Genomic DNA, 25,483 nt, shown 5'->3' on the forward strand with positions numbered 1-25,483 from the left:
ATACTTGATGAAAATCATTTTTGACAAGTTAGATATCGACCCGAGTAACGAAAAAGTATCTCAAGTCATCAGTGAACTTGAAGAGTTCGGGGTTATTGCAGCATAAAACTGTCCGCAGTATTGGGTTATCAACAATTATCAAATCACCTTGAATATTCACGATGTTCTTAAGGCCATTTAAGTTCTGAATATCTTTACCAGCGATCTTCAACCCACCAAGAATTTCGCTACATCCTTTAAAACTACTTTCGAAAGTATCGACTTGTTTTTGGGTTGTAAGTTCATGTACAACACATTGATTGGACTTTATTGGCGAGAAGTTAGATTCTGGTGTACTTGCAAAAGCATTATGAATCATCCCTGAAAACAATCCGATAACAATAAAAGACGTTTTCATAATTCCAAATTAAATGATTAATCAAAACAACATTATCCGCTCATATTATAAACAGCGCAAAGGTCAATAACGCATTACTTGTAATATTTTGAAATAATACAACGAAATTATTTTACCTTTACTTTAAAAACTGATACTTAACACAAAACAGTGCAAACATTCTAAACATCTTAGAGGTACCTAATGACAACTAAACACTCACTTCAAAAAGATAAGATAAAGATCTTGCTGCTTGAGGGAGTTCACCAGTCCGCTGTTGAATCATTAGAAAATGCTGGCTACGACAATATCGAATATCATAAATCATCACTTACTGGTGAAGCATTAGAGTCTGCTATCAAAGATGCGCACTTTGTCGGCCTACGTTCCAGAACTCAGTTGACTGAAGAAATGATTAATCATGCCGAAAAATTGATCGCAATCGGTTGTTTTTGTATTGGCACAAATCAGGTTGATCTTAATGCCGCAGCCAAACGAGGTATTCCGGTTTTCAACGCACCGTTTTCAAATACTCGAAGTGTCGCTGAATTAGTATTAGGTGAAATCATTATGCTCATGCGTGGTATCCCTGAAAAAAATGCTAAAGCACATCGCGGTGAATGGTTTAAAAGCGCCTCAGGCAGCCATGAAGTTCGCGGCAAAGTGCTCGGTATTGTTGGTTATGGTCATATTGGTACGCAATTAGGAATTCTTGCGGAAACCCTCGGTATGCAAGTTAAGTTTTATGATATCGAAGATAAACTACCGCTCGGTAATGCTAAGCAAATCAAGAGTCTGAAAAAACTTCTTTCAACATCAGATATCGTGAGCTTGCATGTACCTGAAACAAAGAATACTAAAAATATGATAGGCGCTGAAGAGCTCTCTGTAATGAAGCCTGAAAGTAAGCTTATCAATGCATCAAGAGGAACCGTTGTTGAAATTGAAGCGTTAGCGAATGCCATTAAACAGGGGAAAATTTCAGGCGCTGCTATTGATGTATTTCCTACTGAGCCTAAATCTAACAATGATGAGTTTGTGAGTGAACTCAGAAATCTTGATCAAGTATTACTTACCCCGCACGTAGGCGGCAGCACCATCGAAGCTCAAGAGAATATAGGGTTTGAAGTGGCTGGCAAGCTTGCTAAGTATTCCGATAACGGCTCGACACTTTCAGCAGTTAATTTCCCTGAGGTTTCTCTGCCATCACATCAAGGTCATTCTAGGCTATTGCATATCCACACCAACAAACCTGGTGTACTAATTCAAATCAACCAAGCTTTCGCAGAGCAACATATCAACATTTCTGCACAGCATTTACAGACTAAAAGAGACATTGGTTATGTTGTGATGGAGGTCGAAACCAGTAAGGCCGATCAAGCTATAGAAGAGCTGAAGAATATTGAAGGAACAATTCGTACCCGAGTGCTTTATTGAGAGCGTTCAAAGCTTAGCGTCGATACATCGAGTTAATGAAGAATCATTAACTCGCAAAGACAGAAATACATCACAATATCAAGATATGAAAGAGCTTGATATCTTCTCTGATAATACTAAGCATGAGCACAAACAAGGTTTATACCCATGATTCCTGAAGATTTCAGCGAGAATGCACAACTTGTTAATCAAGGCGACGGTGTGCGGCAATAGTGAACTATTGTTAGCAACGGCAACGAAGAGTAACAAGCTGTGCAACTCGCACTGCGTGGACTTCTCAGCGCCAATTCTTCTTTGTTACATTAGCTCGAAAGAATCCCGATATTCCTTCGCTAATGCGCCTCAAAGAATTGGCGCTGAAAAAGTCCTGAAACATGCATCTTCAAGTATCATGGGTATAGTAAACAATTCTTCGAAGAAGTTATCCACGCAAATTCTGTTTTACCAGATAAATCGGCAGTCACATAGAGAAGCGAGGCATTCGAGCGTCACTTCACTGAATTCCGCAAAAAAGACTCTGGTGACATTTCAAAAGATCAAGCAAAATTTAATCGTTACATGCATGAAAATGGCGCATTTAAATTCGAAGTAAAAGCAATAGGTCTTAATCTATTCCATAGAGAACCACAAGCAGAAACTGAGCATGTTGAGCCGTGGGTCGCAGTAGCTGCTTTTTACGCCATATTTTCAGGAAAATCATTATTGGGCTAGTACCAAATTTGGAAAAGAACGTACTCAATTATGCAATACCTCAAGTTTGTTATATCATAGCCGCCAAATTTATTGGTCCTTTTTTAACACTTAGCTTGAGGTGTCCTATTTTACGCCGCATCAGTCAGTTTTGTAAGCAGCTTTTTAATGAATCCCCTGCTACAGAGAATCATCAAAACTCAGAAAACTCGTCCGGATTAACTCTCGAAGTTGTATTGCGAGACAAACATAATATTTCTCGCCGTCAAATCAGTGAGAATGCTTTAAAAGTTTTATATCGTCTGCATAAATCAGGTTTCAAAGCCTATCTTGTAGGTGGTGGCGTGCGTGATATTCTTTTAGGTTTAAAGCCAAAAGATTTCGATGTTGTAACCAACGCTAAACCTGAAGAAATTAAACGTTTATTTAGAAACTGTCGCTTAGTTGGTCGCAGATTTCGTTTAGCGCATATTGTCTTTGGACGCGATGTTATTGAAGTCGCAACCTTCCGCGGACACCACAACGCAGACAAAAATGCCAATATATCTAAATCAAACTCTGAAGGTCGTCTTCTTCGCGACAACGTTTACGGTACGATAGACGAAGATGCAGAACGTCGTGACTTCACCGTAAACGCACTTTATTACGACATCAGTGACTTTTCAATTCGCAGTTATGGTGGCGGATTAAAAGACTTGAATAACGGTATAATCCGCATGATTGGCGACCCAGAAACTCGCTATCGTGAAGATCCAGTGCGAATGATTCGAGCGGTTCGTTTTGCATCCAAGCTCAACATGAGTATTGATAAAGAAACTTCACGCCCAATCAAAGCATTAGCACCACTTTTGCAAGATATTCCTGCAGCCAGAATGTTCGAAGAAGTACTTAAAATGTTCTTCAGCGGTAAAGCTATTGATAACTATCATTTGATGCAGCAGTATGGTTTATTTGAGCCATTATTTCCTCAAATTACAAAGTCGATGCAAGATGATAACGACGACTACTTGAAGAAAATGGTTGAGCAAACACTTCACAATACTGATGCTCGTATTCGCCAAGAAAAATCCGTGACACCTGCTTTCTTCTATGCGGCAATGTTGTGGTACCCGTTACAACAAAAAGCGCAGGATATTGTACTTGAAAGCGGACTTTCACTTTACGACGCTTTTGTCACGGCCATGGCTGATGTAATGGAAGAGCAATGTCGTACTATTGGTATTCCGCGTCGATTTAGCACCATTACTAAAGATATTTGGCAATTACAGCTCCGCCTCGAAAAAAACCAAGGCATGCGAGCATTTAAGCTTATCGAACATCCAAAATTTAGAGCTGCATACGACTTACTTCAGCTTCGAGGTACAATCGAATCAGATAACGTTACAACCGTTGCAAACTGGTGGAAATCATTTGTAAATGCCGATGAAGAAGAGCGTTTACACATTGCTCGCAAGGCAAATAGAAGCCAACCTAAGCGTAACGGCCAGCGTCGTAAACGCCGCACTAAGCCAAAAGCTAAACCGCAACAGAATGACTAAAGTATTTATTGCATTAGGTGCTAATCTGCGAGATCCCGTCTCGCAGTTAAATAGTGCGAGCATGGCGTTAGCGCAACGCGCTGCAGTAGATAGCTTAAACGTTTCACCTTACTATGCTTCAGTGCCAATGGGAGACGTTGAGCAACCCGACTATGTCAATGCCGTTGCCAGTTTTGAAACCAATCTTGACCCAATTGAGTTACTTGATGCTCTGCAAAATATAGAGAATCAACAAGGTCGAGTCAGGGAAGTGCGTTGGGGGCCTAGAACTTTAGATTTAGATATCCTGCTATATGGCAATCAAATTATACAGTCCGAGCGACTGATTGTCCCCCACTACGGCATGAAACAAAGAAGCTTTGTGTTAATCCCTCTACACAATATTGCACCAAATCTCACCTTGCCGTGTGGAACGACTGTGGCAAGTCTAATAAACGTTCAAATGAAAAGTGAATTACAACAGCTCGACATAGATCGTTGCAGCAACTGATTAATTCGCTTATAACTTGTTCTCCATTTCATTGGGTTAATATTGTTATGTCAAAAGTCACCACTTCGACTCTGTTTAAATTTAAGCAGGAAGGAAAAAAGTTTTCAGCACTTACCGCTTATGATTCAAGCTTTGCGAGTGCATTTGATCAAGAAGGCATTGATGTGCTCCTAGTTGGAGACTCATTGGGCATGGTGATTCAAGGCAAAAAAGATACGATTCCAGTATCTGTAGAAGATGTTGCTTACCATGTGCAATGTGTCAGTAATAGTGTTGAACGCACTCTGTTAATTGCTGATATGCCATTTATGAGTTACGCCACACCCGAGCAAACGATGGAAAACGCAGCGACGCTTATGCGAGCTGGTGCCAGCATGGTAAAGCTAGAAGGCGGACACTGGTTATTAGAAAGTATTTCCATGCTCACAGAACGCGGAATTCCAGTTTGTGCTCACTTAGGGTTAACGCCTCAATCAGTTAATGTTTTTGGCGGCTTTAAAATCCAAGGTCGTGATGAAGAGAACGCCAAACGTATTCTTGAAGAAGCAAAAGCCGTTGAAAAAGCAGGTGCTCAGCTATTAGTGCTTGAATGTATTCCTGCTAATTTAGCCAAAACCATTACTGAAGCCTTAACGATTCCAGTCATCGGCATTGGTGCAGGCAAAGATACTGACGGTCAGATACTTGTGATGCACGATATTTTAGGTATTAGTAGTAGCTACATTCCACGCTTCTCTAAAAACTATCTCGCACAAACTGGTGAAGTTCGTGAAGCAGTAAAAGCTTTTATCACTGAAGTTGCTGATGGCACCTTCCCTGCCGATGAGCACACCTTTAATTAAGGTGTGCAAGACCAAGCACATCATTTAATGTTTACAGAGTTATCACACATGAAAGTTACTTCTGAAATCGCAGCCATTCGTCAACAAGTCAGAGAATGGAGAGCTGCTGGAAAAACGGTTGCATTTGTCCCAACAATGGGCAACTTGCATAAAGGACACATCTCTTTAGTAACAGAAAGCTTAAAACACGCAGATCATGTTGTTGCGTCTATATTTGTCAATCCGATGCAATTTGCAGCCCATGAAGATTTAGACACTTACCCGAAAACATTATCTGCGGATCTGGAACAATTATCAGCGGCTGGCACCGAACTTGTTTTTACACCGACATCTGAGCAAATGTACCCCAATGGAGCAGAAAACCATACTAAGGTAACCGTTCCAGAAGATGCAATAGGCCTCTGTGGCGAAAGCTCAAGTAGACCCGGCTTCTTTACGGGTGTAGCAACAATTGTTTTGAAGCTATTCAATATTGTACAACCTGATATCGCTTGCTTTGGTCGAAAAGACTATCAGCAACTGATCATCATAAAAACCATGGTCGATGAATTGGCTTTGCCTATCCGCATTATCGGAGTCGATACTTATCGTGAGCAGAGTGGTTTAGCCATGAGTTCCCGTAATAATTACTTGAGTAAAGATGAGCGAGAGCAAGCTGCTGAAATAAAACAAATATTAGATGCCTCAATTGCTCGTGTTCAAGCAGGCGAAGCACACAAAGCTGTACTTGATGATGCAATAAAATCTATGGCGAAAGCTGGCTTCAACACCGATTACATCATTATCCGTAATGCCAATACGATGCAACCCGTCACACCTAGTGATGACGAGTTAGTCATCTTAGTCGCAGCTTTTCTTGGCACAACACGTTTAATTGATAATCAGTATTTTACCGTTTAATATTTGAACTCAGTATATACATTCTGTTAATCTAACCATTCATAAATAATGGATTTTTATGATTAATAGGATGTTTCACAATGAATAAGAGCAATTGGCTTTTATTATTAATCTTTCTTTCATCGCCCACTTTCGCCAGTTCATTTTATAAATGTACTAAAGGTGACAGGGTCGTCTATAGCCAATCCATTTGCCCTCAATCTTTCAAACAGAGTGAAATTGCTTACAATAATGGTGTCACTATTGAAAAAGATTCTGACCAAAAAGTAAAAAAAACAGATCCTCTAAAAATACTATTAACGAACACCACCATTCCCCATGATAAGTTAATACTGCTGATTTCAGGTGAGATTAAACGTATCAAACAAGAGATCAGGTATAACGATGTTATAAAGGCGAATGAACTTCAAAATTTAGCTCGAAATCGTTTTTGGCAAGAAACTGAAATTAATGATATTGAATATGAAAAAGACGTTGAAAAACTTAATAAACACTTCGATGAACTCAATAAAGTGAATAAGCAAACAATAGCTGCACTTGAATCAAGACGGCAACAACTTGAGAAATAATTCACGAAAAATCATTACATGTCACCCTTTTCACTTCCATTAAACCACTCTAGTAAACATTAAAATAACCTTATGTAATCAATAAATTAAAAGTCATAACCAATTAACTTAATTTAATGTAAATTGCATTGAACTTCTCAAATAACTTCATTAAAACTAGCTCCCAGAGTCAGTTTCGTTTTAACTTTTGACCCTACAGTCAACTAGGAATCGAGAAAGGCCAACAAACTAAGAACCAAAGGCTCATAATATAGAGGTAGTAGTATGATGTTAAAAAAAGTAATTTTTGCCACATTAATTGCCAGCGTTTCAGGCTCATGTTTAGCTAACTGGGTCGGTGATGTGAGTTATTTATCACTTTCTGATTCAAATAGAGTCATTAATGTTCATAGTCACAAAAATGATGTAACACTCGGCGTTTTAGCACTTTCTGCTGGGTATGAGATTCCACTTGCAGAAAACTTTTCCATCACACCCGAAGCACAGTACGGCTTTGGCATTAAAGATGACACCTTAAACATCGATGATAATGGCGCTACAGATAATGTCACCGTTGATGTCGATAAATATTACGGATTTAATTTAAGGGCTCAGTATAATTTTACACCACAGTTCTATGCTTATGTTCAACCTCAATACACAAAAATTAAAGTGGAAGCTAAGCATAAGTCTTCTGGCGCAAAAGACTATGGCAGTGAAACTAAGTTCGGCTATGGTGGCGGTGTAGGTTATCAAATTACTCCGCAATTAGGCGCTAACCTTGGATTTGTAAGATTCAACAGTCTAGATGTTGATGGCTGGCAATTAGGTATGAGATACAAGTTCTAATCAAGAGTGAAACAAAATAAAAAAGCACCATTGAGGTGCTTTTTTATTAACTGACAGTTTATGACCTAGTTATCTAACCTAACAGGCATTCCATTCCTTTTTTCAAGCATTCTCTTTAACGTCTCTGAATTCGTTTTTGCATTTGCAATAAAACGCTTCACATTACGATTAAAAGTCAGTGGCGCATCTTCATTAGAATCATACTGAGCTTGATTCTTGGATAGTGGTTCATGCACTTCTATATATCGATGACCATCAGGTTCAACAGCGACTTTAATTGGTTCATTGATGAATTGAACTCGAGTATGAACGGGGACTTCTTTAAATAACGCTTCAATATCATCATTACGTAAACGCACACAGCCATGACTGACACGTAATCCTATTCCGAAATTAGCATTCGTACCGTGTATTGCATAAAGGTTCCCTACATACAACGCAAACAAGCCCATTGGGTTATCTGGCCCCGCTGGCCACACTTTTGGTAGTGTTTCTCCATTAGCCGCATAATCAGCTCTTATTCTAGCTGTGGGCGTCCATGTTGGGTTTGCTCTCTTACGCCATATTTTTGTTGTCCAATTTTCTGGCGTATCGCGTCCAACCTCGCCAATGCCGATTGGGTACACTTCAACCGTCCCCTTTCCTTTTGGGTAATAGTACAAGCGCATTTCAGCCAAGTTAATAATGATGCCTTTTCGGGGCGCATCTGGCAAAAGTAGCTTATGCGGAATGATCAGTTTTGAGCCAGGTCTTGGTAGAAACGGATCAACACCAGGGTTTGCTTGCATTATATTCGTTAAGCCTAGCTGAAACTTGGCTGCGATATCTTCGAGTGCGAGTTTTCCTTGAGGAACAACATAAGTTTCGTTTTGACCAACGAGCCGACCGCCGTCTTTGGGTATCACATAAGTCAAAGCAAATGCTGACGGAGCTAAAAACATTAAAGGGAGAACTAAAGCAGTCAATCGATTCATAAAATACTTCATCAATCCATATATCTATTATCACTTGCTGCATAATAGGCTAATTTGTTGATGTTGCAAAATTTTGCATTTAGAGCCTTTTGAATATTTGCTACCATTACCAATAAATTAATATAAGTAACAACACGTTTAATGAAACCCAAAAAAATCACAGTCATCGTTGGTTCAAAGAATCCTATCAAAATTAATTCGGTTAAAATGGCATTATCCCAGTACTTTCAGTCATGTGAAATCATGACTGAAGGCATTGATGCTCCATCTTTGGTCGCTGACCAACCGATGACTGCAAACGAAACTCGTGAAGGCGCAGTCAATCGGGTAGTATTCTGTAAGCAACACCATCAAGCCAATTTTTATGCTGCTATTGAAGGTGGGGTTGAAAACACGTCTTACGGTAGCTTCACGTTTGCCTATATTGTTATCGATAATGGTCAATATCAAAGTATAAACCGAAGTGCTAGCCTCCCTTTACCAAATTCTGTATACCTCGCACTTGAAGCGGGAGAAGAGCTTGGTGATGTAATGGATAACTTGTTTAACGAAACGAACGTGAAGCAAAAAGGCGGAGCAATAGGTTTGTTAACTCACCAGCTTGCAACACGTGGCTCTACCTACGAACAAGCAGCACTGCTTTGTATGGCTCCTTTAGTGAATGAATCGCTCTATGGAAAATAACATCATAATTAGAGCATTAACCGCTGCCGATGATGAAATTATCGCAACTGTCATTCGCCAAGCGTCCCATGATTTTGGCTTAACCGCAGAAAAAGGCTACGGCGTCTCTGATCTAGTTTCGCAGCCATTGTCATCACTTTATCAACACAACATGAGTAATTATTGGGTCGTTGAACTTAATGGTGAAATTATCGGTGGAGCTGGTATTGCTCCCATCGAAAATCGCAAAAACATTCGAACTTGTGAACTTCAAAAAATGTATTTTTTGAACAAAGCGAGAGGATTGGGCATTGGAAAAAAACTATGTCAATTTTGTTTAGAGCAGGCCAAAAAACTTGGTTACCAGTTATGTTATTTAGAGACCACAGCAGTGTTGGCTCAAGCTTATCATTTATATAAATCCATAGGGTTTGAAGATATTCATTACCGATTAGGTAATAGTGGTCACGATGATTGTGAAATTATGATGATAAAACGATTGTAGGTGTCACTGCATATACACGTATTTGAGTTATTTTTTTTTATCAGAATAAACTGGAAAATATGTTAATTGTTCATGATTCTCTGTACAGAATGCTTTCAGTTCAGTGGTAGAACAAGAAAGCTTAAGCGCAACCTTCTTAATATCGTCCATAACTGTTGCTGGATTTTGGCTTACGAGCTTTATCAATTCAAAAGCTAAAAATGCAGAATACCGACTACAGTTATTCCTATCACGAATCGACTGTAAGCCGCAATATACAGTATCAAAGCCTCCCGAGTCTTGTTTTCCTCTTCGATTATTAAACACTTTAATACCACTAGAATGTGTAACGACTAATACAGTATGATCTTCTCTAGTGAATCCTCGCTCTATTATACCTAAAATATAAAAACCAAATGAATGTCGATTTGAGCTCATATGTTCATCGTATTTATCTAAAATAGCGGCTCTAATATTTTTTTGTTCATAGCCTTCAGCATTTGCTTCATTAATCAACAAAAATCTAGATTTAACTAAACACCTGTCTTGTTCAACTTTTGCGGATAACCAATCTATCATCGCTTTGGCTGAAATTTGAGACTGTAAATCAGAAACACTCACAGTGCCCTTTTGATTAAAAGCACTTGCCTCGACTTTTTCATTATACTCAACCGTTTTGCTAGTACCTATTTGCAAAATGGCATTACCACCTTCAAAAATCCCTGTCACTTCAACAAAGTTTTCATCATCGAATAGGGTTGGGTCACTTCTAGCACCATCATCATGCTCTGTTGTAATGCTATGAGTATGTGTTTCTTTTTTTATTTCGGTAGAAAAGTTTGTCTGCGCATGCTTTCTAAATAGATAGTCTTTAACGAGAGCGCTCGCTTGCTTAATCGATGATATAAATTTACTTTTCCTTAATATTTCAACTGTCTTAGAATCATTCTCTTCCATCGGATTTAAGAAACCAGAGAGTGTGTAGTTTATTGTGCTACTCTCAACCTCTACCTTAAGTTCATATTTCCTCGCCCAAACATCTGGGCAATTAACAGCATATATATTAATGTAAAAAATCTGTTCTTTTAGCTGCAACTCTTCTAGCTGTTTGAAGCCTTCAAAGATTGTTGTTTTATAATCATAAAACATTGCTACTTGGAGCATACTCCTCCCAACAAGGTAGTTCTGTTATTAACAACAATAATTTAAAGCCACTTAAAAGTCACAAAACAAAATAATACTTAATGTAAAGTTAATTAGTAGAGACTGAATTATAGAGATCATCTTAGCGATTCAATCACTATATTTAATTTGTTTATCATTAGATTAAAGAGTATAAAAAAGGAACAATTCGATAATTCTTGATTAGCTTTGATTAAATCACGACTTGCCAATTCCTCTTTAGAGGTCAGTAAACTTTGCATAGGTACAATGACGTGGGGTGAGCAGAACACACAAAGTGAAGCGTTTTCACAACTTGACTTAGCGCTCGAACACGGCATTAACTTTATTGATACGGCTGAACTCTACCCTGTTCCTCCCAAAGCTGAGACTCAAGGCTGTACCGAAGAGATTCTTGGAAACTACCTAAAAAGTTCAGGCAATCGTGACAAGTTCGTTTTAGCGACAAAAGTTGCTCCTCAAGGGCCTGCTATCGACTATATTCGGCCGAATATGGCACTAGACTGGAATAACATTCATCAAGCAGTTGATTCCTCTTTGGAACGACTACAAACGGATGCAATCGATCTTTATCAGATCCACTGGCCACAAAGAGACAACAATCGTTTTGGATCGCTCAACTATCAGGCTGGAACTCAACAGAACACAACACCAATTATTGAGACGCTAGAAGCACTTGCAGATGTCATTAAGCAGGGAAAAGTGAGATACATCGGTATTTCAAATGAAACTCCTTGGGGAATGATGAAATACCTCCAATTGGCAGAGAAGCATGATTTACCCAAAATCGTCAGTATCCAAAATCCATATAACTTATTAAATAGAAGCTATGAAGTAGGCTTGAGTGAGATATCACATCGTGAAAACATAGGTTTACTCGCTTATTCTCCATTAGCATTTGGCGTACTTACAGGAAAATATCAAACCAAACCATGGCCAAAGAGCTCAAGATTAGCCTTATTCGAACGTTTTGATCATCGCTACACATCGTCAGAGAATGCTAATAAAGCAGTCCAAGCTTACGTCGACTTAGCAAGAGAATTCAATTTAGCACCTGTACACTTGGCGCTAGCTTTTATAAATCAACAACAATTCGTTGCCAGCACCATAATTGGTGCAACCAACTTGACTCAGCTTAAAGAGAACATTGACAGTGCTGATGTTGTTTTGTCTGATGAGGTGATGAGTCGCCTAGAGGAAATTGGCAGTACATACCGAATCCCATGTCCATAAAAAAGTTACTGTTAAAACATCGCTAAACTTGCAAAAACTTTTATTTTGCAACAAGATCGGCCTCCGATTTTAGTGATACTGAAAAATGAACATGCCAAGCCAAACTCTAACACCTCTTGCAGAAAGCTTAAGGCCACAGTTCCCAACATTAAAAGTAGAGTTTGATGGTACGCCGTTATGCTATTTAGATACGGCTGCAACCAGCCAAAAGCCAGCTTCAGTCATCGGCGCTATCAACAACTATTACCAAACAAAGAACTCGAACGTTCATCGAGCTGCACATCAGTTATCTTCTCTAGCGACTATCGAGTACGAAGCCGTTAGGCAAAAAATCGCTGACCTAATTTCAGCTAATAAATCCGAAGAAGTTATTTTCACTCATGGCTGTACAGAGTCAATTAACATGGTTGCAGCAGGATTAGATCCCCAAATAAAGGAAGGCGATGTAATTTTGATCGATAGTGCCGCACATCACGCCAATATCGTTCCTTGGCAACAACTTGCTAATCGCACAGGTGCTGTTATAAAGCCTATACCTTTAACTGACAACTTTCAGTTTGACTTCAAAGCTTATCGATCACTTTTAGAGTGCGAGCCAAAGCTCGTTGCCATTACGCACGTAACCAATGCTTTAGGAACCCTCAACCCAGTTAGTGAAATAGTAAAGTTGGCCAAAGCTGCTGGCGCAATAACTCTCGTCGATGGCGCTCAAGCCATTGCTCATCTTGACATTAACGTTCAAGAAATTGATTGCGATTTTTATACGTTTTCTGGACATAAGATGTACGGACCAACTGGTGTCGGCATCCTTTATGGCAAATACGATGCGCTCGATGCATTGTTACCTTTGCTAACCGGCGGTGAAATGATAAAAACCGTCAGCTTCGAAGAAACTACATTTGGAAAGTTACCTAACAAGTTAGAAGCTGGCACCCCGCCAATTGCCGAAGTATTTGGTCTAGGTGCAGCCGTTGATTTTATCAAGCTTCACCTAACTCAAGCACACCAACAACAAGAACGTGTATTGCTGAACTACTTAACCGATAAGTTATCCGAGCTTACTGACATCGAAGTTTATGCTCAGTCAGAGCAAAATGTAGGTGTTGTAGCATTTAATGTTAAAGGCGAGCACCATCAAGATATCGGCATGCTATTAGATCAACAAGGCATTGCGATTCGCTGCGGCCATCACTGTGCGATGCCATTAATGGACTTAATGCACATTAAAGGTTGCTGCAGAGTTTCTGTTGGTATTTATTCCACTCAAGCTGATGTTGATACTTTTATTGATGCACTACAACAAGCTTTGGAGTTATTAGATTAATGCCAGAAGTATCGCCTAAAACTCAAGATTATCAGTACCAAGTCCCACAATTAGATGAAATTAAACAAGTCTTTTCAGCTGCTAAGAACTGGCAAGAAAAGTACCGTCAATTGATGATATTAGGTAAAAAAACACCAAGATTGGGCCAAGAATATAAGATTACAACAGCTCTGATTGATGGTTGTGAAAGCGATGCTTGGCTGTATCACCAAGTCATTGATGGCAAGCACTACTTTATTGCTGATAGCGATGCAAGAATTGTCAAAGGTTTGATAGTAATTTTACTTTCGGTGTTTCATCAGCAACAACAAAAGCCTGATGAAAGTATTCAAGAGTTATTTACAGAGTTAGGTTTATATACTCAATTAAGCCCATCTCGAACCAATGGTTTAACAGCATTATCCAAATCAATGGCTGCTGTTTTCTAATAAAAAACAGCAAGCCAAACCGTTTCAATATTTTCTTTAGTCCAAGCTACACGATGTTTTTGGTGAGCAGGAATATTGTAGTAATCCCCACTTACTAAGTGAATAATTGGACCACCTTCAAACTCTAACTTAGCTTCACCTTTGAGAATAATCACCCACTCATGTCGCTCTTGGTCATACCAAAATTTGTCAGGGCTTTTATGACCTTTAGAGATAATTCTTTCTATAGAAACATTGTCATTTTTAACAATTTCATCGAATATTTCCTCTGATAAATCATCAGGAATACCCTTAAATATATTTGTCATAGCGCCTCCAGCGAAGTAACTACTTTATTTTTAGAACGTTAAACCTAGAAACATCAATTAGGCACGTTCTCGATCAACATTCTATTTTCCAGATAGTTATTGCTCTTCAAAACATTCAACTGATGTTTCTAGGTTAAAGAATTCATACTTAAACGTAGCACTTTTCATTGAAACTTTGCGATATCTATACCCATGACACCTGAAGATGCTCGATTTCAGCGAGAATGCACAACTTGTTAATCAAGGCGACAGTGTGCGGCAATAGTGAGCTATTGTTATCACTGGCAACGAAGAGTAACAAGCTGTGCAATTTGCACTTCGTGGACTTCTCGGCGCCAATTCTTCTTTGTTACATTAGCTCGAAAGAATCCCGATATTCCTTCGCTAATGCGCCTCAAAGAATTGGCGCTGAAAAAGTCCTGAAACATGCATCTTCAGGTATCATGGGTATATATGCTCTCTTATTAAGATTTACTTCTCGGTTTTGCATTAGACCAAATTTGCTCTAAATCTGCCTTTAAACGAGTACTTCTAGGTGCAGACTTAGCTTTCAGAGCCTGAATTTCAGACTGTACTTCTTTCTGTTGATTTCTACTATCATTAACCGCCTGAGGTTTAGCATGTAATGAAGATACTTGTTCACCTCTTCTTGCAAGTTTGGAGGTTGGGGCTGTACTGCTTGTTTTACTCGAACTAAGTGGCATAGAGGAGCCTCCAGGCGCATGCTTTGGGCTTCTTGGAGCACTGTATCCTAAATTTTGCTCTAAGCTACTCTTTATCTTTTCTAGGACATGATAATTTCGGCCACCTAATACCTCATAATGTGGCATCACTCCATTCGTACCGTTTATCTCAAATTGTCCAATAGCTCCATAACATGGGTTATCCTTCGATGAAGATTGATTTTTTGTACATGTATTAACCAGAACACTATAAGTAGCTTCTGGGTTCTGTTTAGTAAAATCGCAAAATTGTTTTGCAGCCTCAGCAACATCTGAACAACGTTCTTTCCCTATCGCCCAACGCCCTCCTGAAACCCTTGTAAGCAAAGAATTAAAATGAGATTTTGGAGCGCTCTGAAAGCCCTGATCATTTTTTCTAAAGTAAAACTCTAGCTCTTGGCTACGCTGTGTATTTTTTTCAGAAATGGTTACTTTAAATTTTGTAAAGTGACTTGAGAACTCTCTTTCACCCTCCTGCACTTTTACTTCATGCTGCGAACTTTCAGTTAAAAAGTGAGTTCGAGGTTCGATACTTTGGTAAATTGCTTCAGCCATATTAATCACCGATATCTTAGATTTCGGCTTATTCTCACTTGAAAAATAATAACACTCAAGAAAAGTAATCAAATGTTCATTTTACTTAAAAAGCACTTCAACGAACTAAATGGGCATTCATTCTTTTAATTTCTATAACTTACATGAATAAATTGAGAGATTTTTATAGCTAAAATTAATTAAAATGAATTTACCGTTCACTTCATTATTTCGACTTACTGGTACTTAACTAACTCAGATCTGGTAAAAGATGCACAAAAAAGCGGAGCATTCGCTCCGCTTTCAAAATTAGGATATTCGCTTAAGTTTACTTAACGAATTCAACACCAATTTTGATGTCACCTTTTAGTGTGTCTAGCATCGCATCACGTGCATTTGATTCAAATTCGCTTACATCACCATAAGGAAGTACTTTTTCAACACCGTTTTTACCCAGAACTACAGGTTGTGCGAAAAATTCAGCATGCTCACTTCCACCGTCAACATAAGCACATTCAATAACATTTGCTTCGCCTTGAAGGCCACGAACTAGAGATAAGCCAAAACGACAAGCCGCTTGCCCCATTGACAGTGTAGCACTACCGCCACCAGCTTTAGCTTCTACTACTTCAGTACCCGCATTCTGAATGCGGTGAGTAAGTGATGCAACTTCTTCATCAGTAAAGCTCACACCTTCTACTTGAGAAAGTAGAGGAAGAATCGTTACACCACTGTGACCACCAATAACGTTGATGTTCACATCAGCAGGGCTTAAGCCTTTCGCTTCAGCGATGAAAGTTTCAGAACGAATAACATCAAGTGTAGTAACACCGAACAGACGGTTCTTATCGTATACGCCAGCAGCTTTTAATACTTCAGCAGCAATCGCAACAGTAGTGTTAACAGGGTTAGTGATGATACCAACCAATGCTTTTGGACATACTGCAGCAACTTTTTCAATCAAGTTACGAACGATACCAGCATTGATGTTAAATAGATCTGAGCGATCCATACCTGGCTTACGAGCAACACCAGCAGAGATAAGTACTACGTCTGCGCCTTCTAAAGCCGCAGATGGGTCTTCACCAGAAAACCCTTTAACTTCAACATCTGTTGGGATATGGCTTAGGTCAACGGCAACACCAGGTGTAACAGGAGCGATATCATATAATGATAATTTTGCACCCGCAGGTAATTGAGTTTTTAGTAATAGGGCAAGTGCCTGGCCGATACCACCAGCAGCACCAAGTACAGCAACTTTCATAGTTCTCTCCGTTGATTTATCGGTATTCTGTGACGTAGATCATAATTATGGCGCAACCTTACTGGAATGCGAGCAAAATATCAATCTCACAGCCTCTATACATTGCACTGAAAAAACTGAAAAATAGCAGCGGCGTAAACCTTAGTTTCCCCCAAAACCAAAAATGAATAATTATGCGCATCAAGTCATTTTATTTGACAAAAACACATCAGTTATGCAAAGATCTTTAAGTTTTTTGAATATAAAGATTGAAAATTTATTCAAGTATAAATGAAGTAACAGTTTAGATATTCCAACAAACTGTCGCAGATTGTTTAAGTTAAAAATCACTGAAAAATTATTATGACAAACAAGAACCAAGAAGAGCTCGTAAAAGTCTTTAAGGCTATTCTGAAAGAAGAACGATTTGGCTCTCAAAGTGAAATCGTTACTGCTCTACAATCCGAGGGGTTTAGTAACATTAACCAATCTAAGGTATCCCGTATGCTGAGCAAGTTTGGGGCAGTTCGTACCCGAAATGCAAAGCAAGAAATGGTTTACTGTTTACCAGCTGAGTTAGGGGTCCCAACAGCCGGTAGTCCACTAAAAAATCTAGTGTTAGATGTTGATCACAACTGTTCTATGATTGTTGTTCGCACCAGCCCAGGTGCTGCTCAACTTATCGCAAGATTGTTGGACTCAATAGGAAAGCCTGAAGGAATTTTAGGCACTATTGCAGGTGATGATACAATTTTCATCACCCCGTCAAACATTATTAACATTGACAGAACATTAGAAACGATAAAATCACTATTCAATTACACTGAATAGTTAATTGTCATCTAAATGTAAAAAAGAGTACGTATGGGGCGTACTCTTTTATTTTTTAGAGAATTGTGCTAGTTAATTATACTTTTTCTAGTAAAAAATCTAGAGACGGGGCAAAAAATGAAGATCCTGTTAAGGCTTGAGTATACTCCATTAGCTTATCAGTATGTCCATGTCCATCACCTTTAATCATACTTGTTAACATATCTTCAAAATGTGCTGGGGTTCTACAGACAGAAATAAACATTAAGCCTTGCTGCCTCAAAGATCCAAATGGCATGCTTTGCCTAAGAATCTCTTTAGGCTTCCCGTTTTCATCTTTTAAATTCACACGTTTAATATGGCTGGTTAACGGTTTATCTTCAGCGGCATACTCAATATCGTCTTGCTTGGTTCGAGCAATAATATCTTCTTGTTCTTTTTGTGGAAGTCGATGCCAGTGATTCAGCTTATGCTCGTATTTTTGTACGTGAACGTAACTCCCGCCTTGAAACTCTTCATCCTCTTCTTCAACCAAAGCAACTTGTTGACGTTGGCGACCTTTTGGGTTCTCTGTGCCATCAACAAACCCCGTTAGATCACGGCTGTCCATGTATCTGAATCCACGCTCTTCATCAACCAACTCAACAAGTCCTTCAAGCATCTGATGGATTTCATTAGCAACTAAGTGAAGTACATCATAACGGTCACAACGTATATGGAAGAAGAGGTCAAACTCAATAGCTGGAGCAACCAAGTCATTGTATTGGATTGATGGAAATGGTCTTAGTAGTTGCGGTCTAGAATCTGGATATAAGCTGTCCCAGTAATTCGCACCTACGGCCACAAAACCATTAAAAGCACTGTCTGCGTGCTGGTCGGTCTGCTCAAAAATATATTGTGCGACTGACGCTAAACAAGGGCGTAATAGAGGCTCAACATGATCACGAGCGTTATACATCAAATAAATACTGTGTAGATTCCCTTCAGCGCAAATCCCGAGTTGTTCCCTTGGCATTGATTCTATATCCATGTTTTTCTCCTGAGAGTAATTTCATATTAAACAATTATATGGATAAATTCACGACGATTTTAGCTTAATACGTCTATAAAACCACTGAAGATTTCTCTCAAGCTCAATCAAGATGAAATAAGGCATTAGAAGTACGACTAAAACAAATTTTGACAAATTAAATGGTAAGTATGTAGTAATAAAATTTAGTCTCATTTAAACCATTATTACTTTTTAATCGCTTTTACGTTGCTTCTGATGAAGCGTATTTTTTATGACCTGAAACAATACTTTCTAAGCGAGATAGGAATATACAATTTAAAGTGAAATAGCCATATGAAATAACTACATATCTTGAAACAGATTGTCATTGTTAATCATCGATTTTTGATATAGCTTAAAAAAGCATCAATTCATATAGGAAACATCATGAAACGAATCATTCTCGGTAGCTTAGCTGCTTCTGTTGTATTCGCATTAACTGCATGTGGAAGTGATAGATATGCTCCAACGCCCCCTCCTCCACCCAATCATAACGAGCAAGGCGCCAATTCCTTAAAATCAGGAATTGATTTTGCTAACTTCGACAAATCTGTCCGTCCGCAAGATAACTTTTATCGTTATGTAAATGGTACTTGGTTGAAGAATGCTAAGATCCCAGGTGATAGAACCAGTTCTGGTGCCTTCTATGATTTACGTGAAAAGTCTCAAGAAGATGTGAAACACATCATCGAACAGCTTGCTGACAAGCCAAATTTAAAAGCTGGTACTGATGAACAGAAGGTAGCAGACCTTTATCGTTCATTCATGGATGTTTCTAAATTAAACCAGCTCGGCGTTACTCCAATTCAACAACAGTTCTCTGATATCAAAAAACTCAGTAATAAATCACAACTTGCCGGATACTTTGCAAAAAGCCAGAGGCTAGGCAGCGGAACACCCATGGCTTTCTATGTAGACATCGATGCCAAGGATTCGACCCGTTATGCGCCGCACATATGGCAGTATGGCTTAAGCCTACCGGACAAGGACTACTACTTTAATAAAGAAAAACGTTTTGTAAAAATTCGTAAGGCATTCGTAGCGCACATAGCCAAGATGTTTAAACTTGCTGGTTTACCGAATGCTAAGCAAGCGGCTCAAACTGTTATGAAATTAGAAACCGAGATTGCCAAGCAACACTGGGATGTTGTTGATAGCCGTGACAGCACCAAAACTTACAATTTGTATCAAATAAAAGATCTTAAAAAATTAGCTCCGCAAATCGACTGGGCTTTGTACTTAAAAGACCTTGGCGTCAAAAATCAAAAAACCATCATCATCAATCAACCGAGCTTCATAACCGGGCTAGGTAAAGTGTTAGCTCAACATTCGATGTCAGATTGGCGTACTTACCTAACTTGGCAAACTCTAACCAGTGCGGCGAGTAATCTCTCACAGCCTCTGGATAAAGAAAACTTTGAATTTTTTGCTAAGACGCTTAATGGCCAGCAACAACAGCAACCTCGTTGGAAAAGAGGTGTGAGTACAGTAAATGGTGTACTTGGTGAGGTAGTAGGCAAAGTTTATGTTAAACGACACTTTACTCCTGCTGCAAAAGAGCGGATGGAACACCTTGTTGAGAACTTACGTGCCGCTTACAGCGACAGTATTTATGGTTTACCTTGGATGAGCGAACAAACCAAAGTCGCCGCTCAAGAGAAACTCAGCAAGTTTGTTCCTAAAATTGGTTATCCTGATAAATGGGAGAATTACGGTAAACTCACAATTAAAAATGGCGACTTAATTGGCAATATCGAACGTGCAGCCGAATTTCAGTTTAATAAAGACTTAGCCAAACTTGGCTCACCGATAGATAAATCAGAGTGGCAAATGACACCACAAACGGTGAACGCTTATTACAACCCAACCATGAATGAAATTGTTTTCCCTGCTGCCATTTTACAGCCTCCTTTCTTTAATATGGCGGCGGACGACGCAGTCAACTATGGTGGTATTGGTGCTGTTATAGGTCATGAAATGGGCCATGGTTTTGATGACCAAGGCGCTAAATTTGACGGTGAGGGTAACCTAAGAGATTGGTGGACACCTAATGACCTTGTGAAGTTTAATGAACGTACCGCTCAGTTAGTAAAACAATATAATGGCTATTACGTTTTCAAGGATTTGCCGATTAATGGTCAACTGACTTTAGGCGAAAACATTGGTGACTTATCAGGCTTAACTATTGCCTATAAAGCTTATCAAAAATCCTTGGATGGCAAGCCAGCACCTGTGATTGATGGTCTCACAGGAGATCAACGCTTCTTTATCGGCTTTACCCAAATTTGGCGAGGCAAAAAAACGGAAGCAGCTGCACGCAATCAAGTAGCCACTGATCCCCACTCTCCAGCAGAGTTTAGGGCTGTAGGCTCACTTTCAAATATGCCCGCATTTTACAAAACCTACGGTGTTAAGCCAGGTGATAAGATGTATATCGCACCAGATAAGCAGGTAAAAATCTGGTAAATACACTTAATTGATTCAAATCTAAAAAAGCCGCTGCCATTTCTTAGCGGCTTTTTCTATACTTGTCGAAAATCAAATTCTGATAACCCATAACATGAACGACATTATTGATCAGCTGCAAGACGCCAGCATCGAAACTGCATTCCCGCTAGTACTGCCAACTTTTGAACAATTAGTTGAGGTTGAAGAACAAATTTTAATTCCGCTTCCTGGTGCACTAAAGGAATATCTTTTAGAAGCCAGCGATGTCATTTTCGGTAACGTTGAGCCTGTCACCGCCGCAGATCCAAGCTCACATACTTTTTTACCTGAAGTTACCAGCTATGCTTGGTCAATTGGTTTACCCAGAGATCAAATTGCCATCTGCCAAGTTGGCGATAATTTCCATTGCATCGATCAACAAGGTGAAGTTCGTTATTGGCAAAATGGACGCTTTACAGAGCATTGGGAACACTTTTGGTTGTGGGCAGAAGAAGTGTGGTTGGCTATGTAGCCAACCGCTTTTATTACGATAATATCTAAATAATTGAGAACTTCACCGCAAAAAGCATCAATTTTCAGCCATAAATCACACTTCACATCACTTCTAATCTTAACAGGATAAAAATCAAACTTTGATCACACTTATTCTTATAAATCAGTAGATAAAACATTACATAAACTTATTTTAATAAGGTGATCACGAACACAATACCATTTAAGTTTTTTTTGTTCATAAAAATATCAACATGAAACTTGGTTAATAAATTCTAATTCATCATTAATTAATTACTTTCTTTCACCGTAATATGAAGTGGTCGGTGAAACATGAAAGGAGCAAAGTGATGGCCAGTCCAGTAACGAACAGCATTCCATTTAGTCCCTATGGAATTAAAGGTGAAAGTGACAGTTTTATCATGCCGAAAAAGTTTGAAATTAGCCCTGAGCTGGTTGATAAACTTTCACATGCTGAAACTGAAGAAGCGGCGCTTGAGTGTGTCCCCCTACTTCATTTGCAGGAAACGATAATCCAAGCTCCGATCAGTGATCGCAGTGATCCATTTATGGCATATCATTCACCAACCCGATGAAGCCAACATATCTGATGCACTCGATATGCTCACCCACTCAGCAGAGCTAGAAGCTCTAGGCAAAACCTCAACAGATTTTGAGCGTTTTCAATTCCAAGCAACAAAAACAGAAGGAAAGCTGGTCTTCAATGTTGAAATAAAAGGCAGTCCGTTAGAGAGGCAGTTGACGGTTAACCCTATGCCAACAGAATTAACTGAAATCGCTGAACAACCCATTTCAAATAAAAGCGAGTTCTTTACCAGCAATGCCCCCCCTCCACAGTAAAAAACTACTCGAAGATGTGTCTTTGAGCCTAAGTAACGATGGTAAGCTTGAGTTAAAAGGTAAATACCTAAACCCTTCTCAGCATGCTCGACTTTTGGGTGAAATCAGTAATTTAACGCCTAATCAGCAGAAGATTTTTATGGCCAATAAAAATCAAGAGTTACAAAAATGGATTACATTTAACTCAAATTTATGGGCGCATGTTGCGGATAAAAGTGAGCAGTTTATTAAAGATGCAGGTCATTTACTTGAAGTAGCCCCATCAGAGAGTGCTAGCGCGATGGAGCAAACATTACAAGTAATCAGGCTCATTAGAGACATTTCGAATGTTCAAGACCTTTACCAGCAGAGAATTTTAGGGGAAATTGTTACGCAGTCTTTTTCGAGGCCAAGACTCTCATCTCAGGTCAGTTGGGGATAGAGAAGCAAAAGGGAGCAGCGCATCTACTCCCAACGTTAAACGTTAAAAACCCATCACAATCATTTTTGATAAAAACTCATCACTTTCATTATCACCAATATCGGCATAATCGGTGACTTGGTAATGATTTCTGGAATTCACTTTGCTTTGTACCACTTTTGCATCAGTGATAAGTGACCTTAGCTGCCAAGACTTCACTTTTCCTTTCTGAGTGAGCTTAAAATGTTTGGGTAATTGATAATAATTCAACCATTCAATATCAACTCCCTGCTTTGAAACAATTTTCATAGTTTCATCACACGTAAACGCAGAAGTTTTGGAAGAAGAAAGTTCGAAGTCACTTAAGGCAATAACCGAATTAAGCTTATTCCACTTTCTGATATTAGCTTTAACGGTCTTATGGCTGAGTTGATATTCAATGCCTCGTTCAAAGCCATCGTAATATCGAGTTAATTGCACGCTCACTGATTTTTGTTTATTCGCAATGTACCAATATTCCGCTTTTTGTTTATGTGGGTACTCATATACCACTTTATTTTTGTGTCTCCAAATATTGACCGGATAGCTGGCCATTTCACCTTCGTTATTCGTTACGCTCACTTGGTACTTAGCACCGATAACTGCGCTATCAACCGAGCAGCTTTGAGCGTTTACATGAAGATGAACACTAAAAAATAAAACAAGAATAGAAATAAAATACTGAGTTTTTTTCATAATAAATCTGACGAAATAAAATTAAAAAACGCCCACATTCGGTGGGCGTTTAACCGTTCTAAAAGCATATATTTATAAAGTTACAGTTTGTTTTCAGCTTTTCCGACTAAGTCAGCGGCATGCTCCATAATATGGAAAATAATGCTTTGCTCATTAGTACCAGAAACAAGCTGAGATGAAGGCCCTTGTGCATACATTCCAACATCTTCACCTGCATGAGTTTCACTGCTTCTCGGAACGAGAGCTTCTTGATGGAAACCTGCAGCTTCAGTATTAACGTCCGATAAATCAATACGGCCTGCCATATGAATGTCTTGTTCGTAACCCGCATCAGCGTTCGTTTCAGTACCTAAGTTCATCACGCCACGACCATTGGCATAACCGAGCGTCGTATATGGCTTGTCATCCGATGCTAAAGCAGGCTCAGTTTTACCAACGGCTACTACTTTCCCTAAGATAGGATTACCACGCTTAGGGTAACCTGCAATCGTAAATACATGACTATGATCCGCTGTTACGATAATCAGTGTATCTTCAGGATTCGACATCGCCACAGCTTTAGCAACAGCATTACTGAACTCAATAGTATCTTCTAACGCATTAAATGCGTTACCAGCATGGTGACCATGGTCAATACGGCCTGACTCAACAACCAGCATATAACCTTTGTCATTTTTACTGAGCACTTGTAATGCTTTTTCTGTCATTTGCGTTAATGAAGGCTCACCGGCAATATCATTATGACGATCAGCTTCATACTGCATGTGACTTTCATTAAACAAACCAAAGATGCGCTCTGTCGTGGCAGGATTCAAGGCATCAAAGCCTGCTCTATCCATCACATAATTACCTGTTGGATACTGTGATTTCCACTCATTCACTAGATTACGACCATCGGTACGATCACCTTCAATATCGCTTCTTGCATCCGTTGAGTTTGCATTGGCATCTTTTGGTAAGAAATGACGACGTCCGCCGCCCATTACAACTTCAAGACCATTGATATTCAAACCTTGATATCGAGACTCTAAGTTCGTTTCGAAGTTGACCAACTGAGAAGCAATATCCTCACAACCAGCAGTAACAGCAGCTTCAGGCATATCCGAAACATCTTCCCAGTTACGATCGGCTGATTTTGCAAATGTTGCCGCAGGGGTTGCATGTGTGATTCGAGCTGTTGAAATAACACCTGTAGATAGTCCTGCAATTTCGGCTAACTCAATCGCAGTAACTAACTCATTACCTGCAACCGTAGAGCAATCACCGCGCTGAATATCTTCATCCACACCTAATACGCCCGCATCGGTTTTAACTCCTGACATCATCGCAGTCATGGTTCCGGCCGAATCTGGCGTCTGTGCATCCACGTTGTAGGTTTTCGCAAGACCTGCAAAAGGGAACTTATCAAAGCTCAAATCATTCTCTTCACCTTGCATGCCTTTCTTTTGACCTTCTAGAATACGAGCCGCCGTTACTGTAGAGACCCCCATTCCATCACCAACGAATAGAATCACATTCTTAGCTTCACCACGGGCATTCTTTGCGTTAGTGGCCATCATTTTGGCGTTTTCGACGGATTGTGCGCCTTGCACATACCAAGTATTACTTGTGTTATTGACGATTTCTGTTGGTGAAACGGACTCACGAACAGGCTTACACTCATGCGAAGTTCCCGTGATCTCGTCCGCATCAAGCTGTGCATTACCATTGGAGTCAAGGCCGCTATCCGTTCTTACACCACCATTGATACATACCGCATCACCGGCTTCTAAAACCGTTTGAGTAACAAAAGACGTTTTACCGTCGGCTCCGCTAGCACCATCGATACCGTCTTTGCCGTCATCACCATTACATGCCGCTAAAGCAATTGAAGTACTTAGAATTGCTAGTTTAGTCGTTAATTTCATTGTTCTTATCCTCG

The 25,483-nt window shown here is 39.4% G+C and carries 27 protein-coding genes; 19 read left to right on the forward strand and 8 right to left on the reverse strand.

Features of this window, described 5'->3' with window-relative positions; all coding sequences use genetic code 11:
• Nucleotides 1-580: 580 nt before the first annotated feature.
• The 8 genes from serA to JQC92_RS09780 all read left to right on the forward strand — a co-directional run bounded on the left by serA (nt 581) and on the right by JQC92_RS09780 (nt 7,670).
• Nucleotides 581-1,813, forward strand: a complete 1,233-nt coding sequence (gene serA / locus JQC92_RS09745; RefSeq protein ID WP_204999479.1) for a phosphoglycerate dehydrogenase — start codon at nt 581-583, stop codon at nt 1,811-1,813.
• Nucleotides 1,779-1,964, forward strand: coding sequence for a hypothetical protein (locus tag JQC92_RS09750; RefSeq protein WP_204999480.1), 186 nt, complete (start codon nt 1,779-1,781; stop codon nt 1,962-1,964). Before serA ends, JQC92_RS09750 begins: the two co-directional genes overlap by 35 nt.
• Nucleotides 1,965-2,577: 613 nt before the next feature.
• Nucleotides 2,578-4,041, forward strand: coding sequence for a polynucleotide adenylyltransferase PcnB (gene pcnB, locus JQC92_RS09755; RefSeq protein WP_338049506.1), 1,464 nt, complete (start codon nt 2,578-2,580; stop codon nt 4,039-4,041).
• Nucleotides 4,034-4,531, forward strand: coding sequence for a 2-amino-4-hydroxy-6-hydroxymethyldihydropteridine diphosphokinase (folK, locus tag JQC92_RS09760; RefSeq protein WP_204999481.1), 498 nt, complete (start codon nt 4,034-4,036; stop codon nt 4,529-4,531). Before pcnB ends, folK begins: the two co-directional genes overlap by 8 nt.
• A 47-nt stretch (nt 4,532-4,578) precedes the next feature.
• A complete protein-coding gene (gene panB / locus JQC92_RS09765) occupies nt 4,579-5,373 on the forward strand; it encodes a 3-methyl-2-oxobutanoate hydroxymethyltransferase (protein WP_204999482.1) in 795 nt (264 codons plus the stop codon).
• A 48-nt stretch (nt 5,374-5,421) separates the two neighbouring features.
• On the forward strand, nt 5,422-6,273 hold the full coding sequence (gene panC / locus JQC92_RS09770; RefSeq protein WP_204999483.1) for a pantoate--beta-alanine ligase: 852 nt from the start codon (nt 5,422-5,424) through the stop codon (nt 6,271-6,273).
• A gap of 80 nt (nt 6,274-6,353) precedes the next feature.
• Nucleotides 6,354-6,842 (forward strand): DUF4124 domain-containing protein, encoded by a 489-nt coding sequence (locus tag JQC92_RS09775; protein WP_204999484.1) that lies wholly within the window; start codon nt 6,354-6,356, stop codon nt 6,840-6,842.
• Between the two features lie 264 nt (nt 6,843-7,106).
• Nucleotides 7,107-7,670, forward strand: a complete 564-nt coding sequence (locus JQC92_RS09780; protein WP_204999485.1) for an outer membrane protein — start codon at nt 7,107-7,109, stop codon at nt 7,668-7,670.
• A gap of 65 nt (nt 7,671-7,735) precedes the next feature.
• Here JQC92_RS09780 and JQC92_RS09785 read toward each other — a convergent pair whose 3' ends face one another.
• The gene (locus JQC92_RS09785; protein ID WP_204999486.1) at nt 7,736-8,644 is read right to left on the reverse strand and encodes a L,D-transpeptidase family protein; all 909 of its coding nucleotides are present in this window, start codon (nt 8,642-8,644) and stop codon (nt 7,736-7,738) included.
• A 141-nt stretch (nt 8,645-8,785) separates the two neighbouring features.
• On the opposite strand from JQC92_RS09785, the gene yjjX reads away from it, so the two are divergent.
• Entirely contained in the window at nt 8,786-9,328 is a 543-nt protein-coding gene (yjjX, locus tag JQC92_RS09790) for an inosine/xanthosine triphosphatase (protein WP_204999487.1), read from the forward strand.
• Nucleotides 9,318-9,812 (forward strand): GNAT family N-acetyltransferase, encoded by a 495-nt coding sequence (locus JQC92_RS09795; RefSeq protein WP_204999488.1) that lies wholly within the window; start codon nt 9,318-9,320, stop codon nt 9,810-9,812. Before yjjX ends, JQC92_RS09795 begins: the two co-directional genes overlap by 11 nt.
• A gap of 27 nt (nt 9,813-9,839) precedes the next feature.
• Here the strand turns inward: JQC92_RS09795 and JQC92_RS09800 are convergent, their stop codons facing one another.
• On the reverse strand, nt 9,840-10,955 hold the full coding sequence (locus tag JQC92_RS09800; RefSeq protein ID WP_204999489.1) for a hypothetical protein: 1,116 nt from the start codon (nt 10,953-10,955) through the stop codon (nt 9,840-9,842).
• Between the two features lie 210 nt (nt 10,956-11,165).
• On the opposite strand from JQC92_RS09800, the gene JQC92_RS09805 reads away from it, so the two are divergent.
• The 3 genes from JQC92_RS09805 to JQC92_RS09815 all read left to right on the forward strand — a co-directional run bounded on the left by JQC92_RS09805 (nt 11,166) and on the right by JQC92_RS09815 (nt 13,958).
• Nucleotides 11,166-12,206 (forward strand): NADP(H)-dependent aldo-keto reductase, encoded by a 1,041-nt coding sequence (locus tag JQC92_RS09805; protein ID WP_420851311.1) that lies wholly within the window; start codon nt 11,166-11,168, stop codon nt 12,204-12,206.
• 85 nt (nt 12,207-12,291) lie between these two features.
• On the forward strand, nt 12,292-13,530 hold the full coding sequence (locus JQC92_RS09810) for a cysteine desulfurase (RefSeq protein ID WP_204999491.1): 1,239 nt from the start codon (nt 12,292-12,294) through the stop codon (nt 13,528-13,530).
• Nucleotides 13,530-13,958 carry a SufE family protein gene (locus JQC92_RS09815; RefSeq protein ID WP_204999492.1) on the forward strand — a complete coding sequence of 143 codons (429 nt, stop codon included), beginning with the start codon at nt 13,530-13,532 and terminating at the stop codon, nt 13,956-13,958. The genes JQC92_RS09810 and JQC92_RS09815 overlap by 1 nt, the downstream gene beginning before the upstream one ends.
• Here the strand turns inward: JQC92_RS09815 and JQC92_RS09820 are convergent.
• From JQC92_RS09820 to mdh, 3 genes are all read right to left on the reverse strand, one after another.
• On the reverse strand, nt 13,955-14,266 hold the full coding sequence (locus tag JQC92_RS09820; protein ID WP_204999493.1) for a cupin domain-containing protein: 312 nt from the start codon (nt 14,264-14,266) through the stop codon (nt 13,955-13,957). The genes JQC92_RS09815 and JQC92_RS09820 overlap by 4 nt on opposite strands.
• A 464-nt stretch (nt 14,267-14,730) precedes the next feature.
• Nucleotides 14,731-15,543 carry a hypothetical protein gene (locus tag JQC92_RS09825; protein WP_204999494.1) on the reverse strand — a complete coding sequence of 271 codons (813 nt, stop codon included), beginning with the start codon at nt 15,541-15,543 and terminating at the stop codon, nt 14,731-14,733.
• A 307-nt stretch (nt 15,544-15,850) separates the two neighbouring features.
• Nucleotides 15,851-16,786: a malate dehydrogenase gene (gene mdh / locus JQC92_RS09830; RefSeq protein ID WP_204999495.1), complete on the reverse strand. Its 936-nt coding sequence runs from the start codon at nt 16,784-16,786 to the stop codon at nt 15,851-15,853.
• Nucleotides 16,787-17,128: 342 nt separating this feature from the next.
• Here mdh and argR point away from each other — a divergent pair, with 342 nt between their 5' ends.
• Nucleotides 17,129-17,596 carry a transcriptional regulator ArgR gene (gene argR, locus JQC92_RS09835; protein WP_239480503.1) on the forward strand — a complete coding sequence of 156 codons (468 nt, stop codon included), beginning with the start codon at nt 17,129-17,131 and terminating at the stop codon, nt 17,594-17,596.
• A gap of 76 nt (nt 17,597-17,672) precedes the next feature.
• Here argR and JQC92_RS09840 read toward each other — a convergent pair whose 3' ends face one another.
• Complete coding sequence (locus JQC92_RS09840) at nt 17,673-18,605, reverse strand: Dyp-type peroxidase (protein WP_204999496.1); 933 nt, start codon at nt 18,603-18,605, stop codon at nt 17,673-17,675.
• 408 nt (nt 18,606-19,013) lie between these two features.
• On the opposite strand from JQC92_RS09840, the gene JQC92_RS09845 reads away from it, so the two are divergent.
• From JQC92_RS09845 to JQC92_RS09865, 5 genes are all read left to right on the forward strand, one after another.
• Nucleotides 19,014-21,092 carry a M13 family metallopeptidase gene (locus JQC92_RS09845; protein ID WP_204999497.1) on the forward strand — a complete coding sequence of 693 codons (2,079 nt, stop codon included), beginning with the start codon at nt 19,014-19,016 and terminating at the stop codon, nt 21,090-21,092.
• Between the two features lie 94 nt (nt 21,093-21,186).
• Nucleotides 21,187-21,585: an SMI1/KNR4 family protein gene (locus JQC92_RS09850; protein WP_204999498.1), complete on the forward strand. Its 399-nt coding sequence runs from the start codon at nt 21,187-21,189 to the stop codon at nt 21,583-21,585.
• Between the two features lie 331 nt (nt 21,586-21,916).
• Nucleotides 21,917-22,162, forward strand: coding sequence for a hypothetical protein (locus tag JQC92_RS09855; RefSeq protein ID WP_204999499.1), 246 nt, complete (start codon nt 21,917-21,919; stop codon nt 22,160-22,162).
• The gene (locus tag JQC92_RS09860) at nt 22,125-22,427 is read left to right on the forward strand and encodes a hypothetical protein (protein ID WP_204999500.1); all 303 of its coding nucleotides are present in this window, start codon (nt 22,125-22,127) and stop codon (nt 22,425-22,427) included. The genes JQC92_RS09855 and JQC92_RS09860 overlap by 38 nt, the downstream gene beginning before the upstream one ends.
• Nucleotides 22,428-22,449: 22 nt before the next feature.
• Nucleotides 22,450-22,848 carry a hypothetical protein gene (locus tag JQC92_RS09865; RefSeq protein ID WP_204999501.1) on the forward strand — a complete coding sequence of 133 codons (399 nt, stop codon included), beginning with the start codon at nt 22,450-22,452 and terminating at the stop codon, nt 22,846-22,848.
• A 42-nt stretch (nt 22,849-22,890) separates the two neighbouring features.
• On the opposite strand, the gene JQC92_RS09870 is transcribed toward JQC92_RS09865, so the two are convergent.
• Nucleotides 22,891-23,562 (reverse strand): hypothetical protein, encoded by a 672-nt coding sequence (locus JQC92_RS09870; protein ID WP_204999502.1) that lies wholly within the window; start codon nt 23,560-23,562, stop codon nt 22,891-22,893.
• Nucleotides 23,563-23,642: 80 nt separating this feature from the next.
• Nucleotides 23,643-25,469 (reverse strand): alkaline phosphatase, encoded by a 1,827-nt coding sequence (locus tag JQC92_RS09875; RefSeq protein WP_204999503.1) that lies wholly within the window; start codon nt 25,467-25,469, stop codon nt 23,643-23,645.
• Between the last annotated feature and the right edge of the window lie 14 nt (nt 25,470-25,483).

Origin of the sequence: Parashewanella hymeniacidonis (assembly GCF_016900895.1) — a bacterium.
GTDB lineage: Bacteria > Pseudomonadota > Gammaproteobacteria > Enterobacterales > Shewanellaceae > Parashewanella > Parashewanella hymeniacidonis.